Origin of the sequence: Flavobacterium cupriresistens, from assembly GCF_020911925.1 — a bacterium.
In the GTDB taxonomy this organism is placed as follows: domain Bacteria; phylum Bacteroidota; class Bacteroidia; order Flavobacteriales; family Flavobacteriaceae; genus Flavobacterium; species Flavobacterium cupriresistens.
In genome coordinates, this window is the sequence record NZ_CP087134.1 from 4794822 (window position 1) to 4811281 (window position 16460).

The following is a 16460-nucleotide window of genomic DNA, read 5'->3' on the forward strand; positions in this document are numbered from 1 at the left end:
TATGCGGGATAGTCCCATTAAAAAATATATTCCGGAAATCCTCAATTGGCAACTTATAGAAATCGAATCAGCCAATCTGATCCTACTTGCAACAGAATCTTCCTTCATACAAAATATCAAAAAACTACAACATAAAATTGCAGATTATACCCATCAGAAGACAACGTTTGATAATTCTGATAATTGCTTGGTAAAAGTAAAGGTTTAAATTTTTAATTCAAAATAAAAGCAGCTTTGTAAAGACTTCACAAGACAACAGAATACAACTAATCTTAATAATTCTATCTTTACAACTAAAAACTACTTCCGGAAGAAACAGCATATGGACAGAACTGAAAAAAAAGACATCTCTCTTATTCAAAATGAAGGGCTAAACAAAGCGCAATTACTTCAAAAATTAAAAGAAGCCCAAATCGGACTTAATGAATATGCCCATACGTTATTTAATAGTGACTTATTCCAGCCATCACTTTTGAGTTCTGAAGTCAATTTAATAGAATTATCAATGTCTGAGATCGGTCTTAAAAACGGAGGGAATTTTGAAGACATAAAAAAACACCTAAAAGCACTCAACTTATCGCATTGCCCCTTAGAAATAGCCATTTATGTTAGACTAAAATTCAAGGATCAATTAGAATCTGACGAAAAAAAATCCAACAAAACCCCACCCGGATCAATCACTTTTTTCTCAAAACCATTAAGTGAAGAGGACGATTTTCCAAAAGGTTTTTATATAAAAAACACCAATGGCACACTTTGGCTAAGGGGATACATTTGTTCAGAAGATTATATCTGGGAGCCCAATGATCGTATGATTTTCAAAGTGAATAAATAGTAACTGAATATCTAGCCACCAAAACAAATAAATGCACAAACCGAAAACTCCTGAAGATATTGAAAACGAAATTTATATTTCCGTTGATATCCTACATCAAATTGGTAATTTAAGAGTTAGACAACTAATCAAAGTCATATCAGATACAAACGATGAGATAATCATTGAGGGAATACTAAAAGTCTTTGAAGGCAAAAACAACAGAACTACCATTTACGAAGATCAAAAGAATGCTGGGTTGATACTTAAAACATTAAATCCAAAAACTAAAATGAGTACAGAATCAATACTGCACAGAGTTCTTGAGAACTGGAATAAAAGTGTTGAAGAACTCCCGTTTTGGCTTAGAGAAAATTATGGTAATGAGACTTTAAAAAGAACAATCATAGCAATCGAAAATCAGAAACTATCAACAATAGAAGAGGATAAATTACAAACACTTAAATGGTGGCTGGGATTAAAAATATAGTTTAGTTTATTACTCTGTAGTTTTTTATATTCCAGTTTATCTTCCATTAAATCTAATTTTAAGCAAGAATTAAATACTCTAAAAACCAAAGCTGACAGGTTTTTAAAACCTGTCAGCTTTAATTCACGAGATTTTTACATCCCTACAACTTATAATGATTCATCAACATCTTCTCATAAACCGTATCGGGAAGAATTCGTTTTAATACAATTTAAAATTTCTGCATAAAACTACTTTTAAAAACTAGGGACTTTCACATTCGTAAAGTGTTATATTTGGCAAAGGGAGTAATCAACATATACACCTTCACCAAGAGACATAACACATAGCCTGAACTATAATATAAAACCCGGTATTGGGGTAAATTATAGAGTCACCAAAACAAAAAGACTATTTGAAATTATAATTATGAAATATAAAATTATTATCCTGTGTATGTGTTTGTTTTCATGCGGCCCTACTTATGATTGTGATGCTTCAGCAGAAGATTTAAAGAGAGATGAATGTCTTTTAATTGTCCACAAAATACCAAGCAATACAGATAGTAGATTCAATTATAAAGGAATTCATCCAATTACAAAAAATGAGTGTAATTGCAATTCCTCTAGAAGTGATAGATGGTGGGTTAAATATAAAGAATACATAGAAATAGGTGACACTATTATCAAAAGAAAAGGAGAACTTATTTTTAGTATCCACAAAAAAGATAGTATTTTAAACTTTAATTTCGATTGTAATGGCAAAATTTATAAATAATTTTAAATAGGCTAATTAAGCATCAGGACAAAGACAACAACGGCGCTGTAAATACTGCCGAAATTGTTCAGGAGAATAATTATTATGCTTTTGGATTGACCCAAAAAGGGTACAACGGTATCATAAATGGGATAGATAATAAATATAAGTTCAATGGGATAGAAGAATCTAAAGATCTAGAACTAAACCTATTACATCCCACTAAGTTTAGAACATATGATCCAGCAATAGCTAGATTTAATGGGATTGATCCTTTAGCTGATAAGTCAAATAATATAACGCCATATTCTTTTGTCATGAATAATCCTATTTTATACAGTGATTTAACAGGCGCCGATACGACAAAATTACGTGAGATAGTAGTTTATACAAAAAAGCAAGTTAGTAACGCATATAGTTGGTTCACAGGTACAAATGTCGGCTATACAGGTTCTGGTTGGGGACATGGCTTAAGAAGATCTCTTGCGAATCAAATAGGTATAGGTAATCGAGCAAATAACATTTTTGAACTTGGCTTACAATCTCAACTTCAAGCAAAACAAGTGAATTTAGGTGGACCACTATTGAATAAGATTAAAGAAGATGAAGGTATGATAAAGTTTCAGAACGATATTATTAAAGCATTAAAAACAGATCCAAGATTTAAAAAGCTACAATTTATTATGAAAGGAAAGGGTGTTGTTGAATTTGGAGGTAAAAGATGGAGTAGTAGTAATGAAGATTGGGGTGCATTAAATAATAATAATCCCGTATTTCATGGAGAAACGTGGGCAGTTGGGAGTAACCAATTAACATGGGTTACAAGGCATGCTTCTATGAGCTATAGCGCTACAGTGAAGTCAGACGGAACTATTGTTGTAGATTTTCAACTTAAAGATACCTTTGACTTAAGTGGTCAAAAGGGTAGGTCAGAAGCTTATAATAATATTAGTAATACGGCTGGTTTTTTGTATCATGATGTAGTAGGAGGAAATAACGAAATGCAAATAAATGGAAACTGGCAGATTGAAAATAAAAATTAATTTAATTTTAAAATTATGAAAAAATATTTGATTGTCGTTTTTACGATATTTTTATTGATTTCTTGCAACAAAATCGAAACTAATCAAACTCTTGATAAAAAAGATATAGAATATATTAAAAATTTAAATCTTTTAACAGACGGCGAGAATGTCTATAAATTTTACAGTGAGTATAAAAAAGATGTAGCAGGTAATTTTTATACTGACCGAAGAATTGCTACATATTGGATAGACAGGAGAAATTCAAAAAAAAACGAGATAAATTATGCCTATTACAAAGAAATAAAGAGAATAGATACTGTATTTAATGCAGGAGCAGGTTATACTCCGTACATTCTTGTAACTAAAACTAATGGAAATACTTTTAAAGTTAGTGTTGATGGTGATAAGAAAGAAATTAGAGACTTTTTTGAAGGTGTTCTTAGGGAGTGGAAAACAAAAAGGTGAATTTAAATCATTATCGGTAGTGAGTATTGTTTCGAAGCTTTGATGTTCTAACAAAAATGGAGACAAAGTGACAATGCATATGATACGTTGATGCACAATTATTCTAAAATACATTTATAGATAATCAATGATTTATAGTATTATCCTAGTCAATTAAAAAATAACCTTCGGATCGTTTTTAATATTTAGTTATAAATAGAAAAAAATAAATTTAATTGAGACCTCGTTTTACAGATATATTGGTGGAATAAATCTGTAAATAAAAAGTAGTGATAAAATAAGGGCGCAATTTGCACCCTTTAACTCTGCTCTGCGAAGTCTTCTTTAAGAAACAAATGTTATTAAAATCGGGATGTTGCGTAATGTCTCCTGACTTCGCACCCACAGAAATAAAAACAAGAAAGCCCAAATAGATCTACTTGGGCTTTCTTATCTTATAATAAAATAAGCCCCCACTCCTTAAAGTATACTAAAAGTCTTCGAAGGCAAAAACAACAAGATTACTATCTATGAAGATCAAAAGAATACCAGGCTGATACTTAAAATATTAAATCCAAAAACTAAGGCACCTGCAAGAATTAAATACCTTAAAAAACCAAAGCTGACAGGTTTTAAAACCCTGTCAGCTTTAATTCACGAGATTTTTACATCCCTACAACTTATAATGATTCATCAACATCTTCTCATAAACCGTATCAGGAAGAATTCGTTTTAGTACAATTGAAAATTTCTGCATAAAAACCCCCACTTTGTAGTGAACATTAGGCTTTTTGGTCAGTATGATTTTGTAAATAGCTTCCGCCATTTCGTTAGGATTACTTCCTGCATCAACATGTTCATTCATCGTTGAAAGCGTTTCACCATAGACTTTTTCATATGCTGATCCCTTAATTACAGGTGCATGATAACGACCGGCAGCAATATTAGTGGCAAAATCACCCGGTGCCACATTCGTGATGTTGATACCAAACGATTTCACTTCCATACGCAAGGCCTCCGTGATAAGCTCCAACGCCCCTTTTGAGGCCGAATAAACGCTTCTGTAAGGCAAACCCATATAACCGGCAATCGAAGTAATATTAATTATCAAACCTGACTTCTGTTCCCTCATTTGGGGTAAAACAGTTTTCATGACCTCAATGGGTCCAAAAAAATTAGTTTCGAAATTGTTCTTAATTTCTTCCATCGGAATTTCTTCTAAAGGTCCCGTAATTCCAACTCCTGCATTATTAATCACCACATCCAAACGGCCGGTTGTTGCAATAATACTGCTTACCGCATTCTTTATCGACATCACATCCCGAACATCTAAAGCTACAAGTGGAAAAACAGAATTTACTACTTTTTCAGGATTTCGGCTTGTACCGTACACTATAAAACCTTTGTGGTGTAAAAATTCACCAATAGATTTTCCAATTCCTGATGATCCTCCGGTAATTAAAACGACTTTACTCATTGCTTTTTTTGTGAAATGTTTATTTGTAAAATGTGAGATGTTGGTTGTGAAATGTTAACTGCGAGATGTAAAATCTTAATTGTAATATGTTAATCGTAAAATATTGTAGGCTTTCTAAGTCAAATGATATTCATTAATACTTCTGCATCTTGTGAGCACATTTCACTTATCACATTTCCTTAAGGTCCAAAAATAAAAAAATCCTCCATAAGGAAGACTACTTTTGTATTAATTCTAAAAAAAGAAATGCGATAAAATAAAAAATGGCAAGCGACCTACATCGCACCGCTCAACCACGTACCCTTGCTATGTTCCCATCCTGGGGGAGTCTGCAGGAGCTGGTCGTGTAGGACTTGCCGGTGCAAATATACAATCTTTTTATATTTTTGCAAGAGCTTTGTTGCTATAAAATTATCGTCGTATATTGGCTTATTCAAATTTTAAACTATGAAAAAACATAACTTCCTAGCTGTCATTTTATTAGGAATCACATTAATTGGATGTAACGGCATAAAAAAAGATGAAAATTCTTTATTTACTATTGATGATGCTGCTTTTCCAGCCCATTTTACCTCAAAAGAAGCGGTTTCGATTGCTATTTTAAACCCAAATTTAAAAAAAATCGATAGCATTGTTTACTTTGTAAACGACAAAAAAGTGGGCAACACTAAAAGTGCTGAAAAATTCAAATTTGAATTAAAAGATCAAAAATTAGGGTACCAATACTTAAAAGCTACCATTTATTTTGGCGGAGATTCTTCAGATGCTACTAAAAGAATTGAAATAGTTTCTAATGTTGAACCAAAAGCACTAAACTATAAAATCATAAACACCTATCCGCACGATACTGCTGCCTTTACTGAAGGCCTAGAGTTTCATGATGGTACTTTATACGAAAGCACCGGACAAAAAGGAGACTCTTATTTTAGAGCGCTGGATTATAAAACCGGAAAAGTAATCAAACAAATTACTCTTCCTAGTGAGTATTTTGGAGAAGGAATTACTTTCATTAACGGGAAATTGTTTCAATTGACCTGGCAGGAAAAAACCGGTTTCATTTATGATGCTAAAACTTTAAAACTGGAGAAAACTTTTGAATTCGACAAAGAAATTGAAGGCTGGGGAATGACAAATGACGGAAAATACATTTATCAATCGGATGGAACGGAGAAAATCTGGAAGATGGATCCTACTACTCAAAAAATGATCGACTATATTAATGTATACTCCGGGACTTCAAAAATCAAAGCTATTAATGAATTGGAATTAATCAATGGGAAATTATATGCAAATATCTTCCTAAAAGATGCTATTGCTGTTGTAGACCCCGCAACTGGTGCAGTTGAAGGAATCCTGAACATGTCTGGTCTTCGTAAATTAGTGAACGTTAAAACAGATGATGTTTTAAACGGTATTGCCTACAACCCTGCAACAAAAACTATTTTTGTAACGGGTAAAAATTGGAACAAAATGTTCGAAATAACCGTTACTGAATAAAAACAGATGATAACATTAATTACCAACATAAAAGAGCTGCTTCAGGTTCGTGAAACTTCAATTACTAAAGTATCCGGAGCGGAGATGGCCGTACTTCCCACAATCAAAAATGCCTTTTTGATTTTAGAATACGGTTTAATCACCGATTTTGGAGAAATGGAATTACTTCCTAAAATCAAAGCTGACAAAATTATTGACGCAACGGGACGCATCGTTTTACCTTCCTGGTGCGACAGTCACACCCATATTGTATATGCAGGTAACCGCGAACAAGAGTTCGTAGATCGTATCAATGGGTTTTCTTACGAAGAAATCGCAAATCGTGGTGGCGGAATTTTAAATTCAGCTAAAAAACTCAACGAAACTTCTGAAGACGAGATCTACAATCAATCTAAAGTTCGCTTAGAAGAAGTAATGCATTTGGGAACCGGAGCCATAGAAATCAAATCGGGTTACGGGCTAACTATTGAAGGCGAATTAAAAACGCTTCGCGTTATTAAAAAACTGGCAGAAAATTATCCTATCACGATAAAATCGACTTTTTTAGGTGCTCATGCATTTCCATTACATTACAAAGAAAACAAAGCGGGCTACATTGAGGAGATCATAACAAAGATGCTACCCCAAATTGCACAAAACAAACTGGCCGATTATGTCGATGTTTTTTGCGAAACGGGATATTTTTCTGTTGAAGAAACCGAAAAAATCATGGAAGCAGGAATACAACATGGTTTAATTCCGAAGATCCATGTGAATCAATTTAATTCGATAGGCGGAATTCAGGCCGGAATCAAATTTAAAGCCCTTTCAGTTGATCATCTTGAAATTATGAACCCGGAAGACATTGAAGCTTTAAAAGACACCGAAACAATGCCTGTAGCTTTGCCATCGTGTTCTTATTTCCTTAGCATCCCCTACACGCCGGCACGTGAAATGATAAAAGCAGGTTTACCGTTAGCTTTAGCTACCGACTTCAACCCGGGCTCTACTCCATCCGGAAACATGAATTTTGTTGTAGCCACAGCCTGCATCAAAATGAAAATGACTCCTGAAGAAGCCATCAATGCTGCTACAATAAACGGTGCTTATGCGATGGGACTTTCAGAAAGCCACGGAAGTATCACAAAAGGCAAGAAAGCCAATTTAATCCTCACAAAACCTATTTCATCTTACTACCAGATTCCTTATGCTTTTGGAAGCAATTTGATCGAAAGTGTATTTTTGGATGGTAAAATTTTAGTTTAAAAAAATCTTATCCATAAAAAAAGGTCTGTGAAATTTCACAGACCTTTTTTTTATTCAATAAACTGAATTGTCTTATCTCAAGCTAAAACTTGTTTTAGAAACCAATTCGTCATTATCAAAAACATTGATAAAGTAAGTTCCTTTTTCAAAATTCTTACCTGGCAAATCTTCAACAACATTTACCGATTTGTTTTCGTATTGAACTGTTGTTTTAAAACTGTAAGTCAATGATTTATCACCAAAACTTTCTGTTTTTTTATCTCCTAAAACATTGTTTTTACTGTCAATAACCTGTACATAATACGTTTTATCTCCAGATTTAGCAATTTGATTCTCAGCAATAGTAAAACTTACTTTCAAAACATCTGCACGACTTGCTTTATCAGTTTCAATTTGTTTACCTGAGCTTCTCAATTTGTAAGCTGCCGTTTTTGTATTCAGAACTGATAATTTAGAACCTTTTTCAACTGTTTTAGACAGTTCTTCGTTCTGACCAACTAATACTTCATTGAATTTTTTTGATTCACCTAAAACTACAATAGTACTGTCTCTCTGAACTGTCAAAACACCATTTTGTTTTTTCAATTCGTCGTTTTCAGCAACTAAAGTCTTCATTTTAGTCTGCATCCCCTGTACTTGATTTCTGTATTTAGATACATCCCCTTTAGATTTATTTAAATCATCCATCAAAGCTACTACTTTATCTCTTTCCTGAATTAATTCATCAGACATTGAAGTATTTTCTGCAATTGCAGCATCATAGGTTGCTTTCAATTCCTGTAAATCTTTCATAACAGATTCTTTCTCTGTTAAAGTGCTTGTAAGCTCCGTTTTAACCACCTCTGTATCAGAAGATAATTTAAAAATATACACTAAGCTACCTATCAGTAGGACTGCTAAAACTGCGATTACCGCCTTTAGACTTGAGTTGTTGTTCTTTGGGTTTTCCATATTTAATAATTTTCTTTAAAAACAAATTTAAGAATTAATATATCGTAATAACGTAAGTTAATACAATTATATTATTTTTGAACAATATTTTTTTTTATGGAGAAATTAATACCATTTACAATAAACGATTTAGCTAAAGTCACCAATCATAGAAGTGGCGAAATCAAATTTGGAGAAAAAATGATTATCATTCCTAAGGGAGCTGATAAAATTAATTTCCTAAAAGAGAGCGAGGCTAAGTATGTCCTTCTGGGAATCCCCGAAGATATCGGCATCCGTGCTAATTATGGCAGACCCGGTGCAGCATCGGCTTGGGAAAGTGCGATAAAAAGCATCGCCAACATTCAGCACAATCGTTTCGCAAAAGGCAGTCAGATTATTGTTTTGGGCCAAATCAATGTTACGGAGGAAATGCGTGACGTAGAACATCTGGATTTTAATGATATTGACGATCGTTCGAAATTAAGCCAGTTGGTAGAAAAAATTGACAAAGAAGTTTCTCACATCATCTTTAATATTGTTAAAGCCGGAAAAATCCCTATTATCATTGGCGGAGGCCACAATAATGCCTACGGAAATATAAAGGGTTCTGCTCTAGCCAAAGGAAAACCGGTAAACGCGATTAATTTTGATGCGCACTCAGATTTTAGAATCCTGGAAGGGCGTCACAGCGGAAACGGATTCTCTTATGCTTATGAAGAAGGTTTCCTGAAAAAGTATTTTATTTTTGGATTACACGAGAATTACACTTCCAAAAGTGTCTTGGATATTATCAAAAAGATAGAAGACCGTGTGCGTTATAACACCTATGACAGTGTTAACATCCGAAAAGAAAAAGAGTTCTACAAAGAGATGATTTACGCTTTGGATTTTGTCAAATCGGATCCTTTTGGAATTGAAATTGATCTCGACGCCATCCCTAACATTGCCAGCAGCGCTATGACTATCAGCGGATTTTCGATAGAAGAATTGCGTCAGTTTATTTCCTTTTTCGGAGAACATAAAAACGCTACTTATTTGCATATATGCGAAGGAGCACCGGACTTAGATCAATCTCCAAACAATCATTTAATTGGAAAATTAATCGGGTACCTGATCACCGATTTCATCAAAGCCAACAACGAGAATATTTAATTTAAAAAGACCCGAGCAGCTGAAAATTAAACCATTTACCAAATAAAACCCGATTCAAATAAACGATTGACTGAATAAAGCTATCTTTGCACAGAATTTTAGTACTTAAAACTAAAATCTTAATACCTAAGATATGTTATTCGAAGATTTATCACTTTCAAAAAGTATACAAAAAGCCGTATTTGAAGAAGGCTACCTAAATCCTACTCCTATCCAGGAACAATCTATTCCGATTGTTTTGGCCGGAAGAGATTTGATTGGTTGTGCCCAAACCGGTACCGGAAAAACAGCTGCATTTGCTATTCCTATCATACATCAGTTACACCGAATTGTTGGTTCTTCTAAAAAAGCCAAACAAATCCGTGCACTTATAGTTACTCCTACACGTGAACTTGCGGTTCAGATTGGACAAAGTTTTGACACTTATGCAAAATATACCAATCTGACACAATTAACGATTTTTGGTGGAGTTTCACAAAATCCACAAGTGGATGCCTTAAAAAAAGGAATCGATATATTGGTTGCTACTCCGGGAAGATTATTGGATTTACAAAAACAAGGTTTTCTTGACTTAGACCATTTGCACACTTTGGTTTTGGATGAAGCGGATCAGATGTTGGATATGGGTTTTATTAACGATGTAAAAAAGATCGTAAAACTTACGCCTAAAAACCGTCAAACCTTATTGTTTTCTGCCACGATGCCGATTGCCATTCGCGAATTGGCCGAAATGTTTTTACAAGATCCTGCAAAGGTTGAAGTTTCACCAGTTTCATCTACTGCTGAAAATGTAGAACAACGTATTTATTTTGTGGAGAAAACAGAGAAAAGAAATTTACTTTATCATTTAATAAAAAACGAAAATTTATCAAACGTATTGGTTTTTTCAAGAACCAAACACGGTGCTGATAATGTCGTAAAAGCATTACGCAAAAAAGAAATCCCTGCAGAAGCCATTCATGGAGATAAATCGCAGAATGCCAGACAACGTGTTTTGGATGCTTTTAAAAACAAAGAAGTAGGTGTTCTTGTTGCTACTGATATTGCCGCAAGAGGAATTGACATTGATCAATTACCATTCGTAATTAACTTTGATTTACCAAACATTCCGGAAACCTACGTACACCGAATTGGGCGTACAGGACGTGCAGGAAACGGCGGTATTGCCATCTCTTTTTGCAGTAAAGATGAAGAGCCTTATTGGAAAGACATCAAAAAACTGATAAAAGTAGATGTAAACATTGTTACCGATCATCCTTACCCTTGGCATTCAGGAACTCCGGACGCAACGGCAGAGAAACCTAAAAATTCAAACCGAAGCGGTGGTGCTCATAAATCAAGAAAGTCAAATGCTTCTAAACAAAATAAAAAGCGTTGGTATTAACAACCAACGCTTTTTGTTTCACTTACTAAGTAATTGATTATTTTGAACAATTTAACGGGTTCAAACGGCTTAATAATAATATCATTCATTCCCGAAGAAATTGCTTCGTCTGTTATTTCGTCTTTATCAAAAGCAGTCAGCGCCACAATAGGTGTTTTGATCCCCAACTGACGAATTCTTTTCGTGGTTTCAAAACCGTTCATTAACGGCATGTTAATATCCATCAAAATAAGGTCAAAATATTCGTTGTCCAGTATTTGAAGAGCCCCAAAACCATCATCAACTACTTTACAGATGTAATTATTCTTCTCAATAATTTTCTTTGTGACAAGTTGATTTATCGCATTATCCTCGACAACTAAAATTTTAAAAACTTCATTAGAGGTCAGGTCAACCTGGATTTCATCTATAATACGTTTCGTTTTCTCGGGATCGTATTCAAAAGGGATTGTAAAGGTAAATAAGGTCCCTTCGCCTATCTTGCTTTTCAAATCGATCGTAGTATTAAAGAGCCCTAACAGTCTTTTCACAATACTCAAACCAAGTCCAGTGCCTTGATAATCTTCATCCTTTCTTCCGACCTGAACAAACTTTTCGAAAATTTTCGTCTGATCTATTGCTGCAATTCCTACTCCGTTATCCTTTATTCGGAATTCTAAGAAGTGCATCTTCCCTTCTACTTTTACCAGATTGATTATAATTTCAACCTCCCCTTCTTTGGTAAACTTCAATGCGTTACTCACCAGATTCATCAGGATTTGTGCCAGCCTTAATTTATCACCAATCAAATATTCCGGAATAGCATCATCAATAATTGTAGAAATTTTATTGTTGTTCTTTTGTGATAAAAAAGAAAGCGAATTTTTGATCATCGCAATTTCATCAGAGATATTGAATGTTAAACTTTCCAATACCACTTTATTTTCTTCAATTTTATTAATCTGAAGAATATCATTTACCAATGACAACAGATATCTGGCAGAAAATTTTAATGAACTCAAATGCTGACTATTTGACAATTCTTTATGTTCCTCAAGTAACATATTGGTTATCCCCACAACACCATAGAGCGGAGTACGCAATTCGTGGCTTATAGTCGAAATAAATTGCGTCTTAAGTAGCGAGGCCTCCTCGGCTATTTCTTTTGCTTCTAAGAGCTCTAAATTGTGTTTCTTTTTAAATCTGATATTTTTAACCAGTGTAATGATTAACAACAAAAGAACAAAGGAAGTCATCACAAACAAAACCACAATAATTCTTGATTTTTTTAGACTTTGATATTGGGAATCTTTTTCAATCTCAATTTTATCTATTTGCCTCTTATACTCGTCTAATTCCAAGTTAAAACCTGCTATAGAAGCGCTTTTAATCTTTTCATCATTGTAAATCTGTTCTGTTATTTTATTGTATGCATCTAAATTAACATAGGCTTCTTTATACCTGCCGTTTGCACTCAAAAATTTCGAGTATTCCAGATGTGCATTTGACAAATCTGTTTTTTCTATATAATTTCTTCCTAACCGTATCGCATTATTAAAATAGTCATCTGCTTTTTGAATGTCTCCCTGATGACTGCAGTACATTCCGTTTAACATATTTGTAATAACAATGGTATCATCAAACTGAAACTTCTTCTGATTCGCATTGATAAACTGCAAATAAGGATATCCATTCTTAAACTGACCCACATCAAAATATGACCACGCAATATTCACATAAGTAAAATAAATCTGCGTTGAATCCTTAATTTTTAAACTTAGTTCAATTGATTTTTTGTAAAATTCAACACCACGGCTATATTCTTTCTTTTCAAAACAATAGATATTACCCAGGTTATTATACAACATATTCTTAAAGCTATCATTTTTAGCTTTGTACGCATATAACAGGCTTTTTTTATAAAAGAAAATCGCTTTATCGAGTTCTCCCAATTCATTGTAATTGGCCGCTATAATATTATAAGAACGGGCAATAAAATAATCGTTTTTGGTTTTCGTGGAATGATCCAGCGCAACTCTTGAATGAATTAATGATTTTTCAAAATTAGATTCTCTTAAATCAGACAGTGCTTCCAGTATAAGTTTATCGATCTGAACTGATGACAAATCACTTTGTCCCAATGCATTGAATGAAAAAAAATTAAATACCAAAAAACATGATAAAAAGATTCGAAATCGAAACATAATTTGAAAATATTTATTCAAATATACATTATTAAAACAGAAAATAATATCTTGATTTTTACAACATTAATTTGATCCGGAATGATCTTATTTCTTCCACTTTTTAAACTATCCACACTAGTCTTTTTCAGTTTAAGGCCTCTTTTTTTTCCATCTTTGTAAAATCAAAAACAAATAAAGGTCACACGAACAAAACCAAGGCTTTACGATATTTAACCTAACAAAAACACATTTCATTAAAAAATAATCAGTAATTTAAGATAATTAATGAAAAATAATTTTATCTTTAACAAACCTTATAAACACAAGCCCCAAGTGTTTTTATAAGATTGGGGCATTTAAAACCAAAAAAACATGATAGAAAATTTTTTAAAATTGAGCGAGATTGAAAAACTAAGTAAAGCAGAACAAAAAACAATTCTAGGCGGAGATGTCCCAGATCCCGAAGAAGGCAGAAAAGGAAAAGTTGCTGCATAATAAGTTCTTCTAAGGTTTACTTTACGATATACCAACTTCAAAGAAAACCGGAGAAAACTAAAACATACAAAAAAGCCGTAATAAGTGATTATTACGGCTTTTTAAATTATAACTATTTTCGTTTATTTTTTAATTCTCTAACGGAGTTTCAGCTTCTTTATCATTTTCCCATTTTCCAACCACTGATGTTGCCAAAGCATTCCCTAAAACATTAGTCGCACTTCTAAACATATCACAGAAGTGATCAATTGGCAATATTAAAGCGATCCCTGCAGCAGGAATATCAAACATTCCACAAGTAGCTGCCACAACAACCAAACTTGCTCTTGGAACACCTGCAATACCTTTACTGGTTAACATTAAAACCAAAAGCATTACCATCTGAGTCCCTAAATCTAAAGGTATACCATAAGCTTGTGCGATAAAAATACTCGCAAATGTCATATACATCATACTTCCGTCAAGGTTGAATGAATAACCAAGTGGCAACATAAACGATACTACTTTATCTTTTACTCCAAAATTCTCTAATTCTTCTGTTAATTTAGGAAAAACTGCTTCACTACTAGTTGTTCCAAAAGCGATTACTAGCGGGCCAATAATACGTTTTAACAACTCGTTCATTCTTCCTTTTAAGAAAATATAACCCACAACAATCAATACAACCCATAAGGTGCTGATTCCAATTAGAAATGATCCGAAGAATTTAAAATAGAAAACGGCTAATTCCTGAAAATCTTTCACAGCAAAAACTCCTGCAATAGCTCCAAAAACTCCTATTGGTGCAAAGTTCATTACATAGTTAACCATTTTTAAAACAATATGAGAAATCTTATCCAAAGCGTTTACAACCGGCTTTACCGTATCTCCTAATGATGCAGCAGCCAAACCGAAGAAAATAGAAAAGATTACAATCTGTAAAATTTCATTGGTTGCCATTGCTTCCACAACACTTTTAGGAACGATATGTACGATAAAATTCTCAAAAGTAATCGATTGCGTTTTATCTGTTACTTCGTGAGCAGTTGCTAAATCAACATGTCCCAAATTCAAACCCAATCCAGGCTCTAAAAGATTCACATAAAACAATCCAATTAACAGAGAAATAAAAGAAGCTGTAAAAAACCAGCCTAAAGCTTTTCCTCCAATTCTTCCAACTGCCTTTATATCACCCAATTTAGCAATTCCAACCACAAGTGTTGTAAAAACTAAAGGAGAAATAATCATTTGCACCAAACGGATAAAAATGGTTGCAAGCATATTTATTTTCACACTAAATGATTTCGCGGCCTCAGGCGAAATATAATTGTGTAAAATAATCCCTAAAACTGCTCCAAGAATCATTGCAATTAAAATCTGCCCTGTTAATCCTGAAAGAAATGATTTTTTTTTGGTTTCTGTACTTTGCATTAATTTATTTTTTGTTTATAATTAAAACATAAGGCCCTCACTGCCTTACAATTTATTAATATGTTTTGTTGATTAAATAAAAATCAGCCAAAACAATCGCCGCCATTGCTTCCACAATTGGCACTGCGCGAGGTACTACACACGGATCATGACGTCCTTTTCCGGTCATTGGTGTAATGTTTCCTTTATTATCTAATGAGTCCTGAGTCTGCATGATAGTCGCAACAGGTTTGAAAGCTACTCTGAAGTAAATATCCATTCCGTTACTGATTCCACCTTGAATACCACCTGAACGATTTGTCTGGGTAGTTCCGTCGGGATTGTATAAATCGTTATGCGCACTACCTTTCATTTCTGATCCTGAAAAACCACTTCCGTATTCAAAACCTTTTACTGCATTGATAGAAAGCATTGCTTTTCCTAATTCTGCATGTAGTTTATCAAAAACAGGTTCTCCCAGACCAACTGGTACATTCTGAATTACGCAGGAAACAATACCTCCTACGGTATCTCCTTGCTTGCGAATATCACGAATGTATTCTTCCATAATTGCCGCTGCTTTTTCATCAGGACAACGTACGGGATTGCTTTCTGTTTTCGAAAAATCCAATTCCTGATAAGGAGTATCTAAGTGAATTGGCCCTACAGAAGAAACGTAAGCATTAATTTTAATTTCCGGCAACATTTGTTTTGCAATTGCTCCGGCTACTACCCTGCTAGCTGTCTCACGAGCTGAACTTCTTCCTCCTCCGCGATAATCGCGAAAACCATACTTCTGATCGTATACGTAATCAGCATGGCTCGGTCTGTAGTTGTCTTTTATATGAGAGTAATCGTCTGATTTTTGGTTGGTGTTCGGAATAATAAAACCAATCGGAGTACCGGTTGTTTTACCTTCAAATATTCCGGATAAAAACTGAACGCTATCCGGTTCTTTTCTTTGTGTTACGATTGCGGACTGTCCTGGTTTTCTGCGGGACATTTCAACTTCAATTGCTTCCAGATCAAGTTCTATTCCAGATGGGCAACCGTCGATAATTCCACCTAAAGCTTCACCATGGGATTCCCCAAAAGTGGTAACTTTATATAAGGTGCCGTAGCTATTTCCTGCCATTGTAATTAGTTTTGAGCAAATGTAAGTTTTAAGAATTAAATTAAAAAATTTAAAATTGGTAATATTAAATAAAGACTAAG

At 33.9% G+C, this 16460-nt stretch carries 16 protein-coding genes, 1 other RNA gene and 1 pseudogene; 11 read left to right on the top strand and 7 right to left on the bottom strand.

Going from position 1 to position 16460, the window contains the following annotated elements:
- The first annotated feature begins 1 nt into the window (after position 1).
- The 3 genes from LNP23_RS19110 (at position 2) to LNP23_RS19120 (ending at position 1304) form a co-directional block, all read left to right on the top strand.
- The gene (locus tag LNP23_RS19110) at positions 2-208 is read left to right on the top strand and encodes a hypothetical protein (RefSeq protein ID WP_230002441.1); all 207 of its coding nucleotides are present in this window, start codon (positions 2-4) and stop codon (positions 206-208) included.
- A gap of 114 nt (positions 209-322) precedes the next feature.
- Positions 323-835, top strand: a complete 513-nt coding sequence (locus LNP23_RS19115; protein ID WP_230002442.1) for a hypothetical protein — start codon at positions 323-325, stop codon at positions 833-835.
- Between the two features lie 31 nt (positions 836-866).
- Entirely contained in the window at positions 867-1304 is a 438-nt protein-coding gene (locus tag LNP23_RS19120; RefSeq protein ID WP_230002443.1) for a hypothetical protein, read from the top strand.
- A 142-nt stretch (positions 1305-1446) separates the two neighbouring features.
- Here the strand turns inward: LNP23_RS19120 and LNP23_RS19125 are convergent.
- Positions 1447-1536 (bottom strand): annotated as a pseudogene (locus LNP23_RS19125) (short-chain dehydrogenase/reductase); the annotation flags it as partial.
- A 176-nt stretch (positions 1537-1712) separates the two neighbouring features.
- Here LNP23_RS19125 and LNP23_RS19130 point away from each other — a divergent pair.
- The 3 genes from LNP23_RS19130 to LNP23_RS19140 all read left to right on the top strand — a co-directional run bounded on the left by LNP23_RS19130 (position 1713) and on the right by LNP23_RS19140 (position 3529).
- Positions 1713-2060: a hypothetical protein gene (locus LNP23_RS19130; RefSeq protein WP_230002444.1), complete on the top strand. Its 348-nt coding sequence runs from the start codon at positions 1713-1715 to the stop codon at positions 2058-2060.
- A gap of 62 nt (positions 2061-2122) precedes the next feature.
- Positions 2123-3082: an RHS repeat domain-containing protein gene (locus LNP23_RS19135; protein ID WP_255663879.1), complete on the top strand. Its 960-nt coding sequence runs from the start codon at positions 2123-2125 to the stop codon at positions 3080-3082.
- 15 nt (positions 3083-3097) lie between these two features.
- Positions 3098-3529, top strand: a complete 432-nt coding sequence (locus tag LNP23_RS19140) for a hypothetical protein (protein ID WP_230002446.1) — start codon at positions 3098-3100, stop codon at positions 3527-3529.
- Positions 3530-4181: 652 nt separating this feature from the next.
- Here LNP23_RS19140 and LNP23_RS19145 read toward each other — a convergent pair.
- Both LNP23_RS19145 and ffs read right to left on the bottom strand, forming a co-directional pair.
- Positions 4182-4985 (bottom strand): SDR family oxidoreductase, encoded by an 804-nt coding sequence (locus LNP23_RS19145; protein ID WP_230002447.1) that lies wholly within the window; start codon positions 4983-4985, stop codon positions 4182-4184.
- 261 nt (positions 4986-5246) lie between these two features.
- An RNA gene (gene ffs / locus LNP23_RS19150) (signal recognition particle sRNA small type) lies at positions 5247-5344 on the bottom strand.
- A gap of 88 nt (positions 5345-5432) precedes the next feature.
- Between ffs and LNP23_RS19155 the strand changes: the two genes are divergently transcribed.
- Together LNP23_RS19155 and hutI are read left to right on the top strand one after the other, a co-directional pair.
- A complete protein-coding gene (locus LNP23_RS19155) occupies positions 5433-6482 on the top strand; it encodes a glutaminyl-peptide cyclotransferase (protein WP_230002448.1) in 1050 nt (349 codons plus the stop codon).
- A 6-nt stretch (positions 6483-6488) separates the two neighbouring features.
- On the top strand, positions 6489-7727 hold the full coding sequence (gene hutI, locus LNP23_RS19160; RefSeq protein WP_230002449.1) for an imidazolonepropionase: 1239 nt from the start codon (positions 6489-6491) through the stop codon (positions 7725-7727).
- Between the two features lie 72 nt (positions 7728-7799).
- Here hutI and LNP23_RS19165 read toward each other — a convergent pair whose 3' ends face one another.
- Complete coding sequence (locus LNP23_RS19165; protein WP_230002450.1) at positions 7800-8678, bottom strand: hypothetical protein; 879 nt, start codon at positions 8676-8678, stop codon at positions 7800-7802.
- A 96-nt stretch (positions 8679-8774) separates the two neighbouring features.
- Between LNP23_RS19165 and LNP23_RS19170 the strand changes: the two genes are divergently transcribed.
- Positions 8775-9812 (top strand): formimidoylglutamase, encoded by a 1038-nt coding sequence (locus LNP23_RS19170; protein ID WP_047773355.1) that lies wholly within the window; start codon positions 8775-8777, stop codon positions 9810-9812.
- A 133-nt stretch (positions 9813-9945) separates the two neighbouring features.
- On the top strand, positions 9946-11196 hold the full coding sequence (locus tag LNP23_RS19175) for a DEAD/DEAH box helicase (RefSeq protein ID WP_047773358.1): 1251 nt from the start codon (positions 9946-9948) through the stop codon (positions 11194-11196).
- Here LNP23_RS19175 and LNP23_RS19180 read toward each other — a convergent pair.
- Complete coding sequence (locus tag LNP23_RS19180) at positions 11193-13346, bottom strand: response regulator (protein WP_230002451.1); 2154 nt, start codon at positions 13344-13346, stop codon at positions 11193-11195. The genes LNP23_RS19175 and LNP23_RS19180 overlap by 4 nt on opposite strands.
- Before the next feature lie 387 nt (positions 13347-13733).
- On the opposite strand from LNP23_RS19180, the gene LNP23_RS22855 reads away from it, so the two are divergent.
- A complete protein-coding gene (locus tag LNP23_RS22855) occupies positions 13734-13856 on the top strand; it encodes a hypothetical protein (protein ID WP_255663336.1) in 123 nt (40 codons plus the stop codon).
- 129 nt (positions 13857-13985) lie between these two features.
- On the opposite strand, the gene LNP23_RS19185 is transcribed toward LNP23_RS22855, so the two are convergent.
- Together LNP23_RS19185 and aroC are read right to left on the bottom strand one after the other, a co-directional pair.
- On the bottom strand, positions 13986-15266 hold the full coding sequence (locus LNP23_RS19185) for a dicarboxylate/amino acid:cation symporter (protein ID WP_047773362.1): 1281 nt from the start codon (positions 15264-15266) through the stop codon (positions 13986-13988).
- 55 nt (positions 15267-15321) lie between these two features.
- The gene (gene aroC / locus LNP23_RS19190; RefSeq protein WP_230002452.1) at positions 15322-16380 is read right to left on the bottom strand and encodes a chorismate synthase; all 1059 of its coding nucleotides are present in this window, start codon (positions 16378-16380) and stop codon (positions 15322-15324) included.
- Positions 16381-16460: the final 80 nt, after the last annotated feature.